The organism is Psychromonas ossibalaenae ATCC BAA-1528 (assembly GCF_000381745.1).
Taxonomy (GTDB): Bacteria; Pseudomonadota; Gammaproteobacteria; order Enterobacterales; family Psychromonadaceae; genus Psychromonas; species Psychromonas ossibalaenae.
In genome coordinates this window covers 45,109-61,526 of record NZ_KB906974.1, presented here as the reverse complement: position 1 = coordinate 61,526, position 16,418 = coordinate 45,109, and the positions used below count along the sequence as shown (strand labels likewise).

Annotated in this window: 17 protein-coding genes; 3 read left to right on the top strand and 14 right to left on the bottom strand. The window is 42.2% G+C overall.

The genetic code is table 11. The features are described from left to right. Positions 1–174: 174 nt before the first annotated feature. The 9 genes from gloA2 to G327_RS0105835 all read right to left on the bottom strand — a co-directional run bounded on the left by gloA2 (position 175) and on the right by G327_RS0105835 (position 8,288). Positions 175–558, bottom strand: a complete 384-nt coding sequence (gene gloA2 / locus G327_RS0105875; protein WP_019613830.1) for an SMU1112c/YaeR family gloxylase I-like metalloprotein — start codon at positions 556–558, stop codon at positions 175–177. Between the two features lie 132 nt (positions 559–690). Beyond that, positions 691–2,556 carry a maltodextrin glucosidase gene (gene malZ, locus G327_RS0105870; protein ID WP_019613829.1) on the bottom strand — a complete coding sequence of 622 codons (1,866 nt, stop codon included), beginning with the start codon at positions 2,554–2,556 and terminating at the stop codon, positions 691–693. A gap of 131 nt (positions 2,557–2,687) precedes the next feature. Further along, positions 2,688–2,942: a GNAT family N-acetyltransferase gene (locus G327_RS24040; protein ID WP_051090289.1), complete on the bottom strand. Its 255-nt coding sequence runs from the start codon at positions 2,940–2,942 to the stop codon at positions 2,688–2,690. Positions 2,943–3,141: 199 nt separating this feature from the next. After that, entirely contained in the window at positions 3,142–3,411 is a 270-nt protein-coding gene (locus G327_RS0105860; protein WP_026339207.1) for a hypothetical protein, read from the bottom strand. Positions 3,412–3,491: 80 nt separating this feature from the next. Then, positions 3,492–3,992, bottom strand: a complete 501-nt coding sequence (locus G327_RS0105855) for a GNAT family N-acetyltransferase (protein WP_019613828.1) — start codon at positions 3,990–3,992, stop codon at positions 3,492–3,494. A 258-nt stretch (positions 3,993–4,250) separates the two neighbouring features. Beyond that, positions 4,251–5,222, bottom strand: coding sequence for a nucleoside hydrolase (locus G327_RS0105850; protein ID WP_019613827.1), 972 nt, complete (start codon positions 5,220–5,222; stop codon positions 4,251–4,253). Between the two features lie 56 nt (positions 5,223–5,278). Further along, positions 5,279–5,731, bottom strand: coding sequence for a phosphohistidine phosphatase SixA (gene sixA / locus G327_RS0105845; RefSeq protein ID WP_019613826.1), 453 nt, complete (start codon positions 5,729–5,731; stop codon positions 5,279–5,281). 50 nt (positions 5,732–5,781) lie between these two features. Further along, positions 5,782–7,422 carry a dihydroxyacetone kinase subunit DhaK gene (locus G327_RS0105840; RefSeq protein WP_019613825.1) on the bottom strand — a complete coding sequence of 547 codons (1,641 nt, stop codon included), beginning with the start codon at positions 7,420–7,422 and terminating at the stop codon, positions 5,782–5,784. Positions 7,423–7,772: 350 nt separating this feature from the next. Then, positions 7,773–8,288, bottom strand: a complete 516-nt coding sequence (locus tag G327_RS0105835; RefSeq protein ID WP_019613824.1) for a PEP-CTERM sorting domain-containing protein — start codon at positions 8,286–8,288, stop codon at positions 7,773–7,775. 559 nt (positions 8,289–8,847) lie between these two features. Here G327_RS0105835 and G327_RS0105830 point away from each other — a divergent pair. Continuing rightward, complete coding sequence (locus G327_RS0105830) at positions 8,848–9,273, top strand: universal stress protein (RefSeq protein ID WP_019613823.1); 426 nt, start codon at positions 8,848–8,850, stop codon at positions 9,271–9,273. A 65-nt stretch (positions 9,274–9,338) separates the two neighbouring features. Here the strand turns inward: G327_RS0105830 and G327_RS0105825 are convergent, their stop codons facing one another. The 3 genes from G327_RS0105825 to G327_RS0105810 form a co-directional block, all read right to left on the bottom strand. Further along, positions 9,339–10,349: a substrate-binding domain-containing protein gene (locus tag G327_RS0105825; RefSeq protein WP_019613822.1), complete on the bottom strand. Its 1,011-nt coding sequence runs from the start codon at positions 10,347–10,349 to the stop codon at positions 9,339–9,341. 699 nt (positions 10,350–11,048) lie between these two features. Then, a complete protein-coding gene (locus tag G327_RS0105815; protein WP_019613820.1) occupies positions 11,049–11,651 on the bottom strand; it encodes a DUF4082 domain-containing protein in 603 nt (200 codons plus the stop codon). Between the two features lie 262 nt (positions 11,652–11,913). Further along, positions 11,914–12,129: a thermostable hemolysin gene (locus G327_RS0105810; RefSeq protein ID WP_019613819.1), complete on the bottom strand. Its 216-nt coding sequence runs from the start codon at positions 12,127–12,129 to the stop codon at positions 11,914–11,916. A 542-nt stretch (positions 12,130–12,671) separates the two neighbouring features. Between G327_RS0105810 and G327_RS0105805 the strand changes: the two genes are divergently transcribed. Continuing rightward, a complete protein-coding gene (locus G327_RS0105805; RefSeq protein WP_019613818.1) occupies positions 12,672–13,403 on the top strand; it encodes a DNA/RNA non-specific endonuclease in 732 nt (243 codons plus the stop codon). Between the two features lie 95 nt (positions 13,404–13,498). Here the strand turns inward: G327_RS0105805 and G327_RS0105800 are convergent, their stop codons facing one another. Together G327_RS0105800 and G327_RS0105795 are read right to left on the bottom strand one after the other, a co-directional pair. Next, positions 13,499–13,783: a nitrogenase-stabilizing/protective protein NifW gene (locus tag G327_RS0105800; protein ID WP_019613817.1), complete on the bottom strand. Its 285-nt coding sequence runs from the start codon at positions 13,781–13,783 to the stop codon at positions 13,499–13,501. Between the two features lie 110 nt (positions 13,784–13,893). Continuing rightward, on the bottom strand, positions 13,894–14,817 hold the full coding sequence (locus tag G327_RS0105795) for a LysO family transporter (RefSeq protein WP_019613816.1): 924 nt from the start codon (positions 14,815–14,817) through the stop codon (positions 13,894–13,896). Positions 14,818–15,081: 264 nt separating this feature from the next. On the opposite strand from G327_RS0105795, the gene G327_RS0105790 reads away from it, so the two are divergent. Continuing rightward, positions 15,082–15,702 carry a LysE family translocator gene (locus tag G327_RS0105790; protein WP_019613815.1) on the top strand — a complete coding sequence of 207 codons (621 nt, stop codon included), beginning with the start codon at positions 15,082–15,084 and terminating at the stop codon, positions 15,700–15,702. Positions 15,703–16,418 lie beyond the last annotated feature (716 nt).

Sequence of the window (16,418 nt, the reverse complement as noted above, 5' to 3'; positions counted from 1 at the left end):
GTAGAGGTAGAGGTAGAGGTAGAGGTAGAGGTAGAGGTAGAGGTAGAGGTAGAGGTAGAGGTAGAGGTAGAAACAGTCTTGTTTTCCGCAGAGAAGCTACAAGTTCATCTGCGGGTCGCAAAAAAAGAATTTTTATTGGTAGAAAGATAGTTTATTTACACAAGCACAAATATTTTACTGCTCATATAACTCTAAAGGAAGTGCGTCTGGGTCCTGGAAAAATGTATATTTTTTACCGGTATATTGATCAATTCGTATCGGCTCTACTGCGATACCTGACGATTCTAAATATTCACAAACTTTTTCAACGGACTCAACCACAAACGCCAGGTGTCTTAAACCCATCGCCTCTGGAGTGCTTGGTCTGCTCGGCGGGCTGGGGAAAGAAAACAGCTCAATCTGCCCACCGTCCGGCAGTTTAAGATCAAGTTTATAAGAATCACGCTCCTGGCGGTAATTTTCTGCGATTATCTCAAGTCCAAGAATCGAAGTATAAAAATATTTAGACTTTTCATAATCGGAACAGATAACTGCAGCATGGTGGATACTTTTTAACACAAACGACTCCTTAGCCGGGCCCGTTTAATAAGCAAAGCCGTTTCAGACAGCATCTGCATATTACCAGGAAAATATAAGCAGCAGAAATCTGCTGCTCTCTAGTGAGGAATTTCGGAAATACTACAGCTGCAGCTAGCGTTCAACAGACAATAACCCTCCCTGCTTAGCCGGGAGAGTAAGCGAAACCTCTCCGTCTTTAACTGCCCATTGTTCACCGCTGAGCTGATCTTCTAATAATCCGGATTCAACTCCTAACTGCCAGAGCGGTAAATCGACAGTCTGCTGCGAGCCGCCATTATTAATAACACAGATATAACATTCACTACCTGTGCTTCGCGCAAAAGCAAAATACTGCTCCTGTGCCGTTAACCACTGAATACTGCCCGATGTTAGTGCTGCTGATGACTTTCTTAGTGTTATAAGTTGTTTAAGCAGTGCAAAGGTCCGCGGTTTATTGCCCGGTTCGGTTCTTTCCCATGGAAAACAGCGTCGGTTGTCAGGATCCTGCCCGCCCTGCAGTTCAACCTCGGTGCCGTAATAAACACAGGGAGTTCCCACATAGGCAAACAACATCAGCAGCGCTAAATGCATGGTCTCAGTATCATCATTGACCATGCTGAGAAAGCGCATGGTATCGTGACTGTCCAGCTGATTGAGCTGCGACAGCTGGTTTAACCAGGGTAGCTTAACCCGCGCTTCGTTTAGCCACTGCACTAACTGCGGCGCATCAATCCGGCATGCATGATAGGAGATATCTTTTTGCGCGAAGAAAGCACGAATAGGATGGGAAAAGCCGTAATAGTTCATTGCGCCGTCTTCCTGATCTCCCTGCAGCCAGTGAGATGCTTCAAAGAAGTGCTCTCCTAGTACATAACAGTCAGAATTAACAGATTTAGCCGCATTGCGGAATGCTTTTACATAATGAGCGTTATTAAATGCACCGGCACCTTCACCAAGCATATGAATAACATCAAAGCGCCAGGCATCGATATTATAGGGCGGACGCAGCCAGTGCTTAATAACCGCATCGTCACCAGCATAGATATAGTCCTGAACTTGTGGATTTGAGAAATTCAGTTTAGGTAAACTGGCTATGCCGTTCCAGCCGATATACTCATTACTCTCACCGTTAAACTGATAAAAGCGGCGGTAAGCTGAAGCCGGATTATCATAGGCACCGGCCGGCTGTTCAGATGAATTACGCTGGTATTTATCAAACCAGGCATGGTCCGCTGACGTGTGATTATACACAGCATCAAGCATGATCTTCATATCGCGCTGGTGAAGCTCTTCAACCATCTCGGCAAAAAGTGCGTTTGTACCGAGGTGCACATCAATGTTCAAATAATCGGTTGTATCATATTTATGATTGCTTGGAGCCGCAAATATCGGATTTAAATACAGCGCCGTAACACCCAGCTCCTGCAGATAATCAAACTTGTTGTAAATCCCCTGCAGATCACCACCGAAAAATTCACTGGCGCCAGTTCTACCGTGCTCAGAAACAGCCTCGCCCCATTCTTTTGCAACCGTTGGCCTGTCTTCTCCACGTAAACAGTATTCTCCAGACTGCACACTAATTTCTGGATTTCCATTAGCAAAACGATCCGGGAAAATCTGGTAAAAAACCTGCTCTTTAACCCACGCTGGAGGCTGATGCTGACAGTTATATTTGAAATGTTGTTCTTTGCCAGGGACACGCGGTGATATACCGCAGCCGTGCAGCCACCATTGACCGCTGCTGTGCAGCACTTTAAAAGTATAAAAAGTAATATCTTTATCACTGTTTATCGGCAGCTCGCCAAACCAGTACTGCAGACGATCTTTGCTTTCACCGCGCCTCATCACAATCAGCTGCTCTTCGTTATCGGGCTCACAGCGAATAAATACGTCAGAAACCAGCATTTCGACACAGCTGACCATGATGACCTGAAGACTGTTACTACCGGGAGTAAGCCAGGCACTATCCTGACCATGGTAAAGAAATGGTTTGTTCATTGAATATTTCTCTCTTTTATATTATTGGTAATACAACAGATATCCATATCTTTAAACGCTTCGAGACTTTCTTATACGGCTGGTAAACTTCCATAAAGAACAAAACAGAAAGTTTTTCTGCCTAGGCCGGATTAAGTAATTATTTTACTCATATTTAAACCTGTAACCGCAAAGCCTATTTTTTGATAAAGCGCTAATGCTCTGGGGTTATCATAAGCAACTCTAAGGTTGATCCGCTTTATATCACCGGCTGCTAATGTCGATTCTAATGCACAAACAGCCCCGCCTCCATAACCTTTACTTCTGAACTTATCAGCGATATAAAAATCATAAATAAACGCACTCGAAGCACTTTTATTAACCGCATACCAGTATACCCAAACCACTTGAAGATGCAGATTCAGAGCTTAGCTCGGAAGTCAGAACAAGGCACAATATGCAGAGAATGGTTCTTCCCTTTTCAAATATTGTAACGCCGTGTTGATTTTCGAGCTAGGCTCCCGCAGGGCAAGGCGAGAGTCAACCATCTTCTGCGTTATAAAACCTTGATGTAGAATGCTAGACCTGTGGTTTTATGCCTTGAATCTAGTCACCTCTCGACTTGCTGATTCCTGCATCTTCAAGTGGTTTAGGTATATAACCGACGGTCTGCTTGTCGGCTTCTATACACATTATTACATTATCTGCTTTAGGTCTGTTATTCGGAAAGTGCTCTGCGTAAGAGCTCTCAGCCAAGACCGTAGCCTGCTCAAGAGTATGGCCATAATTGACCGATAAATCTTTCGCATATTCATCAACGAATATGTTTTTATAATCTAAAAATTCGCTGCTGTGCATATCTCTTAAGGTTATCAATTTTTACCTCTTATCATTAAACTGCAGCCGAGCAGTTCCGTACAGGTTGAAGTTGTTCCGTCTTTTAACTGTCCGGTAGATTATTGCCTTTTTAATACCCTAGCCATACGGTATACATCAACAAAACCACCGTTTCGAAAAGCAAAATCAAGCGATTCTCCTTCGATTTGAAAACCGTACTTTTTATACAGTTTAACTGCAGCCTGATTATCTGTATAAACTTCTAACTCAAGACGGCGTAAATTTAACCAATTGTCAGACAACTCTATTGCGGCTGCTAACAGCTCACTACCAACACCTTTTCCCTGGTGATTATCTTTAACAGCCATACCAAAGGTGCCGGCATGCTTACGTCTGGGATTTTGGAAAGCCTCAAAACCAAGCTGACCAATAATTTCACCACCGAGTTCAGCAACAAAACTGTAAGCGCCGCTGGGCAGATCATTTAACCGTGACTGCCATTTCTGCAGTGACGGAAAGGGAAGCTGCAATGTACCGCCGAAAGCCAGCTCACCAGCATAGATCTCTTTAATGGCTGCAATATCATTACTGTCACTATGTCTAACCGTTACTTTTTCCACTGAGTCTCCTTAGGCCGTCAGCGCAGCTGGAAGTGTCCGTTAATTCTTTAACGTTACCTTTTTACACTAATCTGATCAAATACTTATATTCAATTAATAGGTATTTATCATGTAGGAATAGGTGAGATTGATCAACTAAGGAAGGGATACAGGAAACTGCGGCACTTGCGGCTTAGGGAGCAGTACTTACCGGACTGCGAATCAATGCAGAATGGATGCTTTGATTCGCTATTTTTCCTGTTTAGCGGCTGTCACTTTTCACAACTTCTGACTAAAATCTATAATGGTCCGGCGGTAAAGATCAAGTAAAGATTCGCTCTGTACTTTCACTCCCACCAGCTGCGAGCCGCCTTCTTTCCACTGATCATGCATATATTTTCGCTGTTCAAACTTTTGTATCGTATACCCGGCAGCCGGGCCCTCGGTGACAACGCGTACAGGACCTCTGCGCATAGTAAACAGCTGCGGATTTATCACATAAGCAATAGCCGAAGGATCATGAACATGACAACCTTCCAGCCCCACTCTTTCACAATAAAACTTAAGATAATAGCGGCTTACATCCCAGATAAACTGACCAACTTGACCCGCATCATCCCGCAGCTGATCTAGATATTCACTGCTGAAGAAACTCTCTTCGGTCACATCAAGGCCGATAATCGCCACCGGCCAGTCTGCAGAAAATACTCTGTCGGCGGCATGAGGATCATCATAAATATTCGCTTCAGCATAAGGTGATACATTTCCTCTATGACCGTTCTCACCAAATGCCCCGCCCATAACAACCACTTCTTTTACCAGATCAACAATTTCAGGCTTTGCTGCTAATGCTAACGCCAGATTTGTCAGCGGTCCGACGGCAACCAGCGTGATCTCGCCGGGCTCTGCAGTCAGTGCATCAATAATATACTGATAAGCAGGGCGGGAATCGGCTTCAACCTCGAGCAGCTCTGGAGCCTCAACAGTGCCTAATCCTTTCTCACCATGAACAACCGTTGTCGCGCCAACCGGCGCTCTGCTCAGCGGTTTATCGGCACCTTGAGCTACATCCGCCTTTAATTTATATTTTTGTTTTAAGTACAAAGCATTACGCGTTGAATTTTCAATGGTTGCATTACCAAAAACCGTCGTAACTGCCATAAGTTCAATATCAGGACTTGCCTCGGCAAAGATTATCGCCATCGCATCATCTATTCCCGGATCCGTATCTAGAATAATTTTTGTTACCATACTTTTACACCTTCTATTAATTACCGTACTTAAAATAAAAACTAAGCCGTCTGCAGCTAACACATATCAGGTGTAATAAACCATTTTATACAGCCGACACCTTTCTCAATTTCAATACAGGCAACCGCAGCATTCTGAAATTTAAGCACCGGATAAACAGTGCTGTTAGTAATAATCTCAGCTGCAGTCTTCTGGATATGGGGTAAATGCCCGATATACATAACAGCATCATCGCAGATATTCTCAATCAGCTCAGCCGGATTGTCATTAGGATTCATTGCGTCCTGTTCTGAGACATCATCAACAGCCAGTATTTCAGAAAACAGAACTGCAGTCTGAGCGGCCCGTAACTTTCCGCTATGACAAATTTTACGGATAACAATGTTATGAGCCTTTAAGTAACCGGCAACTCTTTTAACTTGCTCACTACCAGCATCCGATAAGGGTCTTTTCGGCTCAACATCCTTAGACTCTGCAATTCCATGCTGAACGAAATAAAGTGTTTTCATATTAAAAATCCTCTATGCAGTTAAGAAGTGAATATCTGTCCGCTGTTTTTTTATTCCTTAAAGCTCGCAAATACCCGCTCAACAGCCAGTGCGCCCGGATCTTTAACTCCCTGCAGACTGTCGCTGCTCAAATAAGAGGAACGACCGGCTTTCGCTGTAAGCATACTTGATGTACTTTCTGCACCAATGCGGGCGGCTTCAACAGCGGCTTGTAAACCTTCTTTTTCCCAGGCGATAAAGGCCGGATGCAGTGCATCAATCATGGTACGATCGCCGGGTTTTGCCCCGCCGTACTGCATCATCTGCGCAAGGCCGGCTTTTAACGCCGTCACTGTATTACCATGCTGATTATAATCGCGGCCCGCTGCCGTGAAGAATATTGAAAATAACACACCCGATGAGCCCCCCATCGCGGCGGCCAGCTGCTCTCCAACCATACTCAGTAAGGCACCAGTATCATTCAGCGGCAGATTTTTATCCTCAAGCAGTGCCAGAATATGACGAGCTCCAGCAGCAAAGGTAGATCCGGTATCACCGTCTCCCACCAGAGAATCAAGATGATTCAGTTCTTTTTCCGCCGTAATTAACGCCTGGGTTACCTTAGTCACAACAAAACCAGCGGCTGTGTTTTCCGATGCTTCAAAAGCACAATTAACTGCGACTTTAGCTTTTTTCACTACATTTAACTGGCGTAATTCCAGCGGCGGGATCCATGCCTCGGTTTCGACAGGTGCCGACAGAGCCTGTCGATGTGCATCGCTTAGCTCCAGAATAGATATTGAGAAACCTTTCATATCAATGGAGGTCATCAGCGCCGCCGGCCCCACAACTAAATGAATATTATCGCGCAGTTCTGATTCGAGAATATCTTTGCAGATCAAACTCATTTCCAGCGGTGATACACTACCGAGGTTATTGATCAGTACGGCGGTTTTGGCATCCGCACAAGATAAACAGGCTTTAAGTTTAGCTGCCATAAGATCCACCAGATCACGGCAGCCAGTGAGATCAACGGTAGTAATTCCAGGCTCACCGTGGATGCCAAGCCCCAGCTCAACTTTACCTTCGGCAATGCGCTGACTGGTTTCTTCACCCGGCAATGAACAGCAGGATAATGCGGCACCGATGCTTGATGCAGCATCAACTGCTCCCTGCGCGGCAGTTTTTACTTCAGCTAATGCGGCGCCCTGCTCAGCTGAGTAACCTGCAATTTTATGCACAAATAACGTGCCGGCAATGCCTCGGGGGTTAATATTATCTGGAATGGAGATATCATCATCGACGATCACCATCTCCACTTTCAGACCCATTTTCTTGGCTTTTTCACAAGCCAGTCCGAAATTTAAACGGTCACCGGTATAGTTTTTTACAATAACCAAGCAGCCGTTTTCACCGGTCACATGGACAATAGCATTCAGTACGGCATCAACACTTGGTGAAGCAAACAGCTCTCCACATACTGCTGCTGTCAGCATACCTTTACCCACAAAACCCGCGTGTGCAGGCTCATGACCGGAACCGCCGCCGGAAATAATGGCGACTTTATCCTGCTTCCAGTCATTTCGGACAACGATTTTAATCTGCGCATCAACATCAAGGCGTGCCAGATTATTGTGTTTATTACTGTACAACAGACCGTCAATTGCATCACCTACTAAGGCTGCTTTGCTGTTGATAAAAAATCGGCTCATATCTGCTCCGTTAAGTCTCATTAATACTAGATGGAAATGGCGGTAAACCTGATTGTTCGACTGCGCCTAAAAATCAAAGAAACAAAAATATACCTAGGGTATATCCTGTGAAATCATAGTACTAGATAAATATAAACAGGCGGACACGCTGTCATTTTAGTGATGTGCAGCAGAATTTTTGAACAACTCAACCATAGAGCTAAGCATAATTCACTCATATCAAAAATACCGCGTATGGCGCGGTGCATCAGAGAAGAAAATATGTAGTTAAAACAGTAATATTTTAACTGTGCTTTAACGCAAAAACCCCGAAACTTAACGGGGTTTTATCAAGACATCATTAATGTATATCAGTTAGTTCTTTTTCTTGCTGCACCGAATCCGAATACAGCAAGTGCTAACAATGCAATACCTGCTGGAGCTGGAACCGGGCGCCCTGTTTCAATAGAAAGCTCTGTCGCACCAAGGCGTAAATATGTATACGATGTTTGTACTGCTTTAAAGTCTAATGTGCCGTCAAGTAATGAACTAAAATCAGCAAAAGTGTATGACCAGGGTGTAACACAAGAGTATGGGTCACATATTAAAGCAGGATCATGCGTATCTGCTACTAACATACCATCAACATATAATTCAGCGTGTGCTGTTGAACCGCTGTAAGTATCAGTTTCTCCCCATACACCTGACAGTGATGCAGATAGAATTGGTCCGTCTAGTGCATAAACAAAATCTGCTAAATCGTAGGTATAATCAGCCCCTGTGTAATCGAAACCGTCAAAAGCGCCTACGCTGCTGGTAATAAGGGTGGCATTAGCAGAGCCTACAAAAAATGAAGTAAGCAGCAAAGCCAGTTTTACAATTTTCATATTAATCTCCCTATCTTAGTAAATGTTAAAAAAGCTAAAACCTTTCTCCCGATAAAGATGTGAGCATATATAATACCAAATTGTAACCAATTGAATTTTAATGGCACATTTAAATGAGTAGTGTAAGACTGTAAAATAAACCGACAGGTTTTAACTTGGTTATTAACAACCAGCAGCAGTGGAAGTACAAATTATTTTAACGAAATACTGACGTGCAATAATAATAAAAACAGTACAAAACGTATTGATTAAGTCTCAGTTCGCAGATTTACCAGCCCTACAGACAAAGGGATTACTCAAGAAAATACCATTAACGGCAAACAACTATACGGGTCACAATATTGTTATGAACGATTCGAACCAACTAGTATATTAATTCGACACTTATTTACGCTGTTAAAGACAAGTACCTGGGATTCAGTAGCACACTGTCTGCGTGCACAATTACACTGCATACTTCTTATTTACGACTTTAAAACTGGTAATTCATCAGACTTACATGAAAGCTGCCGTGATAGTGCTAGGCTTGTAACAGAGTCTGTTAATCAGGAGAAACACTATGAGTTATAAACACATACTGGTCGCTGTCGACTTATCAGAAACTAGTGAAGCTGTTATTGCTAAAGCCGTTTCATTAGCGAAAAATTTCAATGCGACACTGTCACTAATCTATGTCGACATAGATTATGCGGCACATTACACAGGATTAACTTATGCAGAATTTAATAAATTGGAAACGTGCGGTCCGACAAGTGATTCTGTGCATAAAGAACTGCAGATGTTAGCCGATAAAACTGAATACCCAATTGCAAACTGCTTATGTGTAACCGGTGATTTAAATAAAAAGCTTAACGAAACGCTCAAAAACTTAAATGCAGATTTACTGGTGTGCGGCCACCATCATGATTTCTGGAGCCGCCTGCTCTCATCCGTGCGCAAGCTGCTGAACACTACAGTAACCGACTTGTTAGTTATCCAGCTGTAATTATCCTATTCAGCACCCGAGTTTCTATAAGTACGGGTGCTGAAAGTAATTGAAGCGAACCTCTTTTAATGAGTACAAACAGCGTAATTATCAGGGGTACAGTATGACAAAGGCGTGTAGATCATTTTTTCATAAGGTTGTTTTCTAACAATTTTAAGCAGGGTGGAAATCGCCAGTCTGCCCATTTCATAAGGCTTCTGCCCTACATTCCCATGTGCAAGATGGTCCCGAAGCATAGCTAGCTGCCCTTCTGACGCGTCAGAAATAATAACCACCATCTCCTTTTCTGCAAGCTTCTGTTTAAACGGATCAATCATTCTGCGGTATTGATATTCATCATTTTGTGCCCAGCCGCCGACAGCGATAAAGGAGTCAGCTTGGTTAGGATGGGCCTTAAGAATAGACTCCATCTGTTTAACAGCCCGTTTTATCTTGTCATAATTCGGGATAGGCAGACGTACCTCAGACCAGCCATTGTCGTTTTTGAGTATTTCTCCAGGAGGAGTCAGATATGTTTTTCCGGATAAAGCAGAGCGTATCCCCATAACCCTTAAATTCAAATTTGGAGAATCCGGCCGTCCAGTCTGAATAATAAGTTTACCGCCGTTTGGTCGTAATTTTTTTAACTGTTCGCCAAACGCTCTGCCAAGCTCAAAATTATTTGTGCCTATATAAGCCCGGCGCAAGTTTTTATATTTATCCCGAGTAGGGGCATCAAAATCTGAGTCATAGGTAACAACAGGAGTTCCCGATTGAATAGCTTTCTGCATACTGTTTCTAGCCAGAAAACCTGATTCTGTCACGGCGACAGCGATACCATCGATACCGTCATTGATCAGCTGTTCAATCATTTTATCCTGTATGCGTACATCTCCTTTTTTCGGTGCCAGGTATATGCATTCTACTTCCGGAAGCGCTGCTGCTGCTTCTCTACAGCCATCTCCACTTTGGTCGAAAAACACCCCCTGAAATTTTGCAACAACTGCAAATTTCAATGTTTTTCCACTAGCTGAAAATACTGGTAACAGGGTTATCATTAGTAAGAGTAAGAGCCATTTTACGGTGCTTTTCCCCATATTTCGTGCAACTCCTTCCTTAAGGTGCTCGTAATTTCGTGCCCGGCAGATTCAAACTGGAATATAACCTGCTTTTATATTATAGAAGCCAATCTGCTGTACGTATGCGGTTGATATATCAAACTAATTCATAACTCAATAAAACAAGTGTTAGCTGTGGGCTGTCTCGCTATATTAAATGCCGGTTTAGCTGCATTTTGCATAGTAAATAAAACAGCCGTGGAAATGATACAGGTCTACATGCGCACAATAACTCCACTTTTATTTGCAGCATCACCTGTCTATCCTAAAAAGAATATTGAAGTTTAGTTTTAATGAATTTTAAAATACAGGCAAATATAACAGGAATTCAAAAATAACCTATTTATGACCACTTTTTATCCTGTAACGACTTATATCTAATGGAAGGAGGAATAGTTATTCTGTTTTCAAATGAGAAATCACATGGGCGAACAGTGGAGGTTTATCGTCGGACAAAATAAAATAATATGACAATACAGCTTTAATTTTAGACAGTATTCAAGTCATTAATGATTAGAGCAGCCTGATTATACCAATTCCACTAATTAGATGATCTATTTAGGCGTAAATGAATAGATAATTAATGGATTTGGTATTACCTCACTACAGCCACAAAAAACACCGAATGTGCACACATTCGGTGTTTTAATAATGCCTTCTAATCATTTTAAGGTAAATCTAATTTCGACGAATCAGTTTTCTTTTTCTCGAAAAAACAACTCCTGCCAGCGCAAAAGTAAGCAGAAGCAGAGCACTTGGCTCTGGTACATCAGAGATAATCGCATTGACTGTCATGTATTGACGGTCAGAAGCAAAATTAGCAGGGAAATCAAATGTATTGCTCACAAAATATGAGCCGAGGTAATTAATACCGGTATCCATTACAATATTGCTTGCCTGATATACCCAGGCATCATTTGCCGTGGTGCCGGCTAAATAATAAGTTTCGCCCGCATTCAGATTAACCGCAGCATTTAGACTTGCATAACGAAAATCATTAATAAGTGTATTTCCGGTACCTGCTGACAAACTGACTTGCCCTAACAAGGCTCCTACACCATTCCAAAGCCCAACACGATGACTAGATGCGAATCCATCTAAAGATGAATCCCAAAAGCCCAGTGCAGACACTGATGCATTACTATCAGAGGAAAAAGCATAACCAAGAGTATGGCTCTGACTAAAAAAAACGGCTGGTGAAGTAAAAGAACTAAGAATGGGGCCAGCGTAAGCTTGAATGTTACTCAACATCAATATGATAGCGAACATTATTTTTTTCATTTTATTCTCCATAAATTATCAATCCATTGAATCCCATGGAATATCAGCCTGTATATACGACTACCTGCAAGTACTGCAATTATAATACCAACAGGAAATCTCTTTGTTTTATAAGAAATTATTTTTAAAAAATGACATTAACTATTACATTTTGTAAATAAATTCGACATATGAAACAACAAAGATGAACGGGCGGCATTGCAAAAATTTCAATTAATGTACGGGCGACATACCTTTATAAAAGGATGCCAGTTGACCGAATTCAATTGAAACGATACACAGGCGTATTAAACTGAGCGGTTAATATCTCTTCGACGCGGCAGTCTAAATACTGTTCAAGAAATAACGGCTCATCACCAGCAGCCCGATAACCGCAAACTGAAAGCAGTTGGTGTTGTTCATCATAAAGCACAACTTCCGCCCTCAAAGAGTGTTCGGCGTTAATCACCTTTAACTTTATGCGCGATTCACGTTTCACATTATTCCTCCCAAGTAACTGTCTAAAGTAACTTTAAGATTGAATACTTAAGAAACACTTAATATTGAATAAATAATGGCAAAAAAGACTCTTACCCTGCCCTTTAGATTCCATAACGGACAAACAAAAGATAACAATTACCTAAAACACACAAGCCGTGACAGATAACACAAAAGAGAAAATAGTAATAAAAAACAAAAACATGCCCATCATCACAAAAACAATTAGATGGCCTATATATCAACAACAGATTTTGTAATCGCAAAAAATATATTTGTAAAAATTATTGTTCTATTGCTTTAACTCACACTTTTGCTGTTGCTTAAAAAATAAACTCCCCGGCCATAAATTGAGCAGCCGGCAATCGTGATAGATAAATATAAAACGTTTGCCGGCAGCCGGTTTATTTACGCCAAATGGATAAGGAAACCTCTTCGGCATGGAGTTAACACAGAAACATTTATCAATGTCCGCTGTGCTGACAAAGCAGAAACATCCCTTATCCGTCGCAGTTAGTTAAGTAAACACAATGGAGTTTTAAAATGAAGAAAATACTAATTACCTTGTTCGGACTTTGTTTATCCCTAGGAGCAAATGCAGCCTGTTTCAAGCATCTGGAACAAGGCGCACCAAGTGCCAGTGATCAGCAGTTATGCCGAACTGGATATGCCGTCGGTTATAACTATCAGTATAAAGTCGCCGACTGGGTTGCGTACCACGTTACCCGTGACAGCGTAAATGCATTCTTTGAGCGTTCAAACAACTTTAAAACAGATTATGAATTACCGGCAGCTCATCGCGCTACCAGCGGTGATTACACTAAGACAGGTTATGATCGCGGTCACCTTGCACCATCCGGCACGATGGATTTCACTGAAGACGCGATGAAAGAAAGCTTCCTGATGTCAAATATGTCACCACAGCTTCCTGGTTTTAACCGCGGCGGCTGGAAAGGCCTGGAAGAAAAAGTGCGTACATGGGCTAATGCCTATGATGAATTATATGTAGTAACGGGTCCAATCTGGGACGGTAATGAAACATATATCGGCAACGGTATCTATATTCCAAATTCTTTCTACAAGGTAATTCTTGACCCTTATTACAATGATGCCATTGCTTTTATCGTACCGCACAGAAAAATATCTTCTTCAGAATTAGCCGACTTTATTACTACGGTTGATGAAGTAGAAAGACTGACTAACCTGGATTTCTTCAGCGAACTACCTGACAATACAGAAAACAGCATCGAAGCGGTTGAATGGGAAATGTGGTAGCACCAGCAGTCAGAATAACTATCTGATTATTGACTAAATTAACTGGCTGTGAGGCTTAAAATGATAACAGCCCCGGCTGTCACTTATTATAGCAGTTAACGCCGCTCACAGGAGGTACAACCTCTACAAGCTGAGCGGCTTTTTTTATCTAATCTGCCGCGTTGAATTTTACAATAGGCATTTTTCAAAGCGCGTCGTCCGTCAAACCAGTCTGCAGCTTTACTAAGCAGCAGATTACCGAGAAAACGTTTTAACAATTCCAGCCGATATGAGTCTACAAAGGTTTGATCAAAACTAATTTCGAAAAAATTTAAAGCCTGTTCAATCGAGGTGAAAGAACGAATCTGCTCTTGTATATTGCCTGCTTTATTGTGGCTCATAAAAAACTGCCGCCGACTTTATTTATGATAATCAAAGGTATCACTCTTTCATTTAAACCTTAAGCTGTATCTATATGTAAAACAAACTTAATAAAAAGATGCGCAGTTAACTAAGCAGCAGATAATAAAAAGGTCATTAAAACCGGCGCGATTAAAGTCAGAATAAAGCCGCTGACCAGCGCAATAGGGATAAGATCAGACTCACATCTCTGTTTAATTATCGGCAGTGTCGTATCCAATGAGGTAGCCCCTCCCGCGCCAATACATTCGCGGGCATATTTGTGCCCGAACAGATATAAAAGAAGAATAGCGAGAAGTTCGCGAAACAGATCGGTCAGCAGTGCGACCGTGCCATAAACAGCTCCCAACTTACTAGAAACCAGCACACCAGAGAGTGAAAACCAGCCGAAGCCACTGGATAATGCCAGAGATGTATTGAGGTTTTCCTGAGAAATATACGAAGCTGCCGCGCCGCCGATCAGAGAGCCGATAATAACTAAAACCGGGATAATGATAACCTTTGCAGAACGCCATACTGTAGTCAGTTGTACATTTACAATATCAATACCTACAAAGAAAACTAAGGTGTACAGAAGCGAATCGGTAATCGGCAGGTGTGCCAAAACATCTCCCGTTGAAAACGGCAGAGAAGAAAGTAAGACACCGATAAAAACCATGGAAAAGGCGATAAGACACTCTTTCACCGGTTCAATAAAATTGCTTTTACCTTGAGTAGAAGAGATGCTCTGTGACTGCCCGTTTGATTTGTAGAAAAAAATATAAATAAGTAAGCAGGAGCCGAAAGTAGTCAGCAGTGAAAATACAGCCGCTAAATATATACTCCTGCCCGCCGTTGCCGGATCTTTAAAAACTTCCGCAAATTCAACGCCGATTGACAGCAGCAGCAGCCATACCAGCGGACCTATCAGCTTTCCGGCAATAACCGGGAAACTTTGCGGTCTGCTTTTACCGACGGCATAACCTAGGATAAGGGCAACAAGAATAGGCATAGTGGAATAAAAAATTGTCAGCATAAAAACAGAGTTCCTCAAATCGAAAGAATCAGTCACTTTTATTAAGGGTACGAAGGATACACTAAATAAATCGCTTTATTTGCTCCCACCAATAATTTTTCTGATAATACCGGCAGCAGTAAAGTGTAATAAACAATGGCGGTTCAATCTCCTGTCAAGGTTGTTTAGTGTTTATAAAAGGCAGGCAATAATGGTACAGGTTGACTACACCAAATCATTAACTACACTGTGCTTCCTTTTTCAGCTGTTTATTATGGAACCTAGATGGATAACTCTGCCCTGCTGCTTTTTATACCGACCTTCTTTGCCGTATCCGCTACCCCGGGGCTTTGTATGACTCTGGCGATGACACTGGGAATGACCATTGGTGTACGCCGCTGTTTATGGATGATTGCAGGTGAACTGGCTGGTGTGGCTCTGGTATGTAGTGCAGCATTGATCGGCGTAGCCACTGTCTTATTGGCTCGACCGAATATGTTTCTTACCCTGAAATATTTAGGCGGTGCTTATCTGTTTTATCTGGGTGTAGAGATGTGGCGTTCACGAGGGAAAATGGCCATCAGCACTGATTTTAAAATACAGAATAAAGTCACACCGCCAGCCCTGGTCAGCCAGGGCTTTATCACTGCTATAGCTAACCCGAAAGCCTGGGCATTTATGATATCTCTGCTGCCGCCGTTTATTAATCCTGACCACCCCCTTCCCCAGCAGGCAGTGCTGCTGATAGGTATTATTTTATGTTTTGAGCTAATCTGTCTGCTTCTTTATGCTGCCGGCGGACGTACACTACGCACAATATTACAAAAGCGCGGCAGCGTTACGACCATGAATAGAGTTGCCGGCACTCTGATGATGGGGGTCGCACTATGGTTAACAGCAGCGTAATAAAGACAGGCTGCATCGCTGTTGTATACCCATGTTACCTCAAGATGCTTTGTCAGGCGTTAGCTCGGATACCAGAGCAAGGCGCAATATGAGGTAATTGTTATTCACTTTTCGATTATTGCAACGCAGGGCTGGTTTTCGAGCTAACGCCCCGTAGGGCAAGGCAACTTACACCAATCTGCGTTGTTATAAAATCTCTATGTAGAATAACTATACTTCAATTTTATGCCTAACATCTCGGCATAATTTGCCTTGCTGACTTTGCATCTTGAAGTATCATGGGTATATAAATGCTATTAAGCGCAGTTTGCTGCGTTTAAGCAAAGTTAATCCACACCGCAAAAAAAGCAGCCATATAGGGCTAATTACTTCACATAAATACATTAAAAATATGAGTTGCTCATGCGCCTTTTACTGGCACAATGACGACCATATTTCAGGTGTTAAATTTATGTGTGCAAATGTTAGACAGTGATTGTTTTTTTATGAACAACCTCTACATTTTCATAACAAATCAAACAGTTAAGAATAAGAAATATTAGAATGACTGATGCATTAAAGAGATGCTGTAATTACTTTTAATAAGAACAGCCCCCTCTTTTTAGTATCGGAATTTCTTCATGATTTCTGGTTTCACGGATTGAACAACAGCTAGGCTGTTTTGTCAGCAAGTTTCAGAGCCTTGCGCAGTGACAAAGCAGATTGTCAGACCTGTT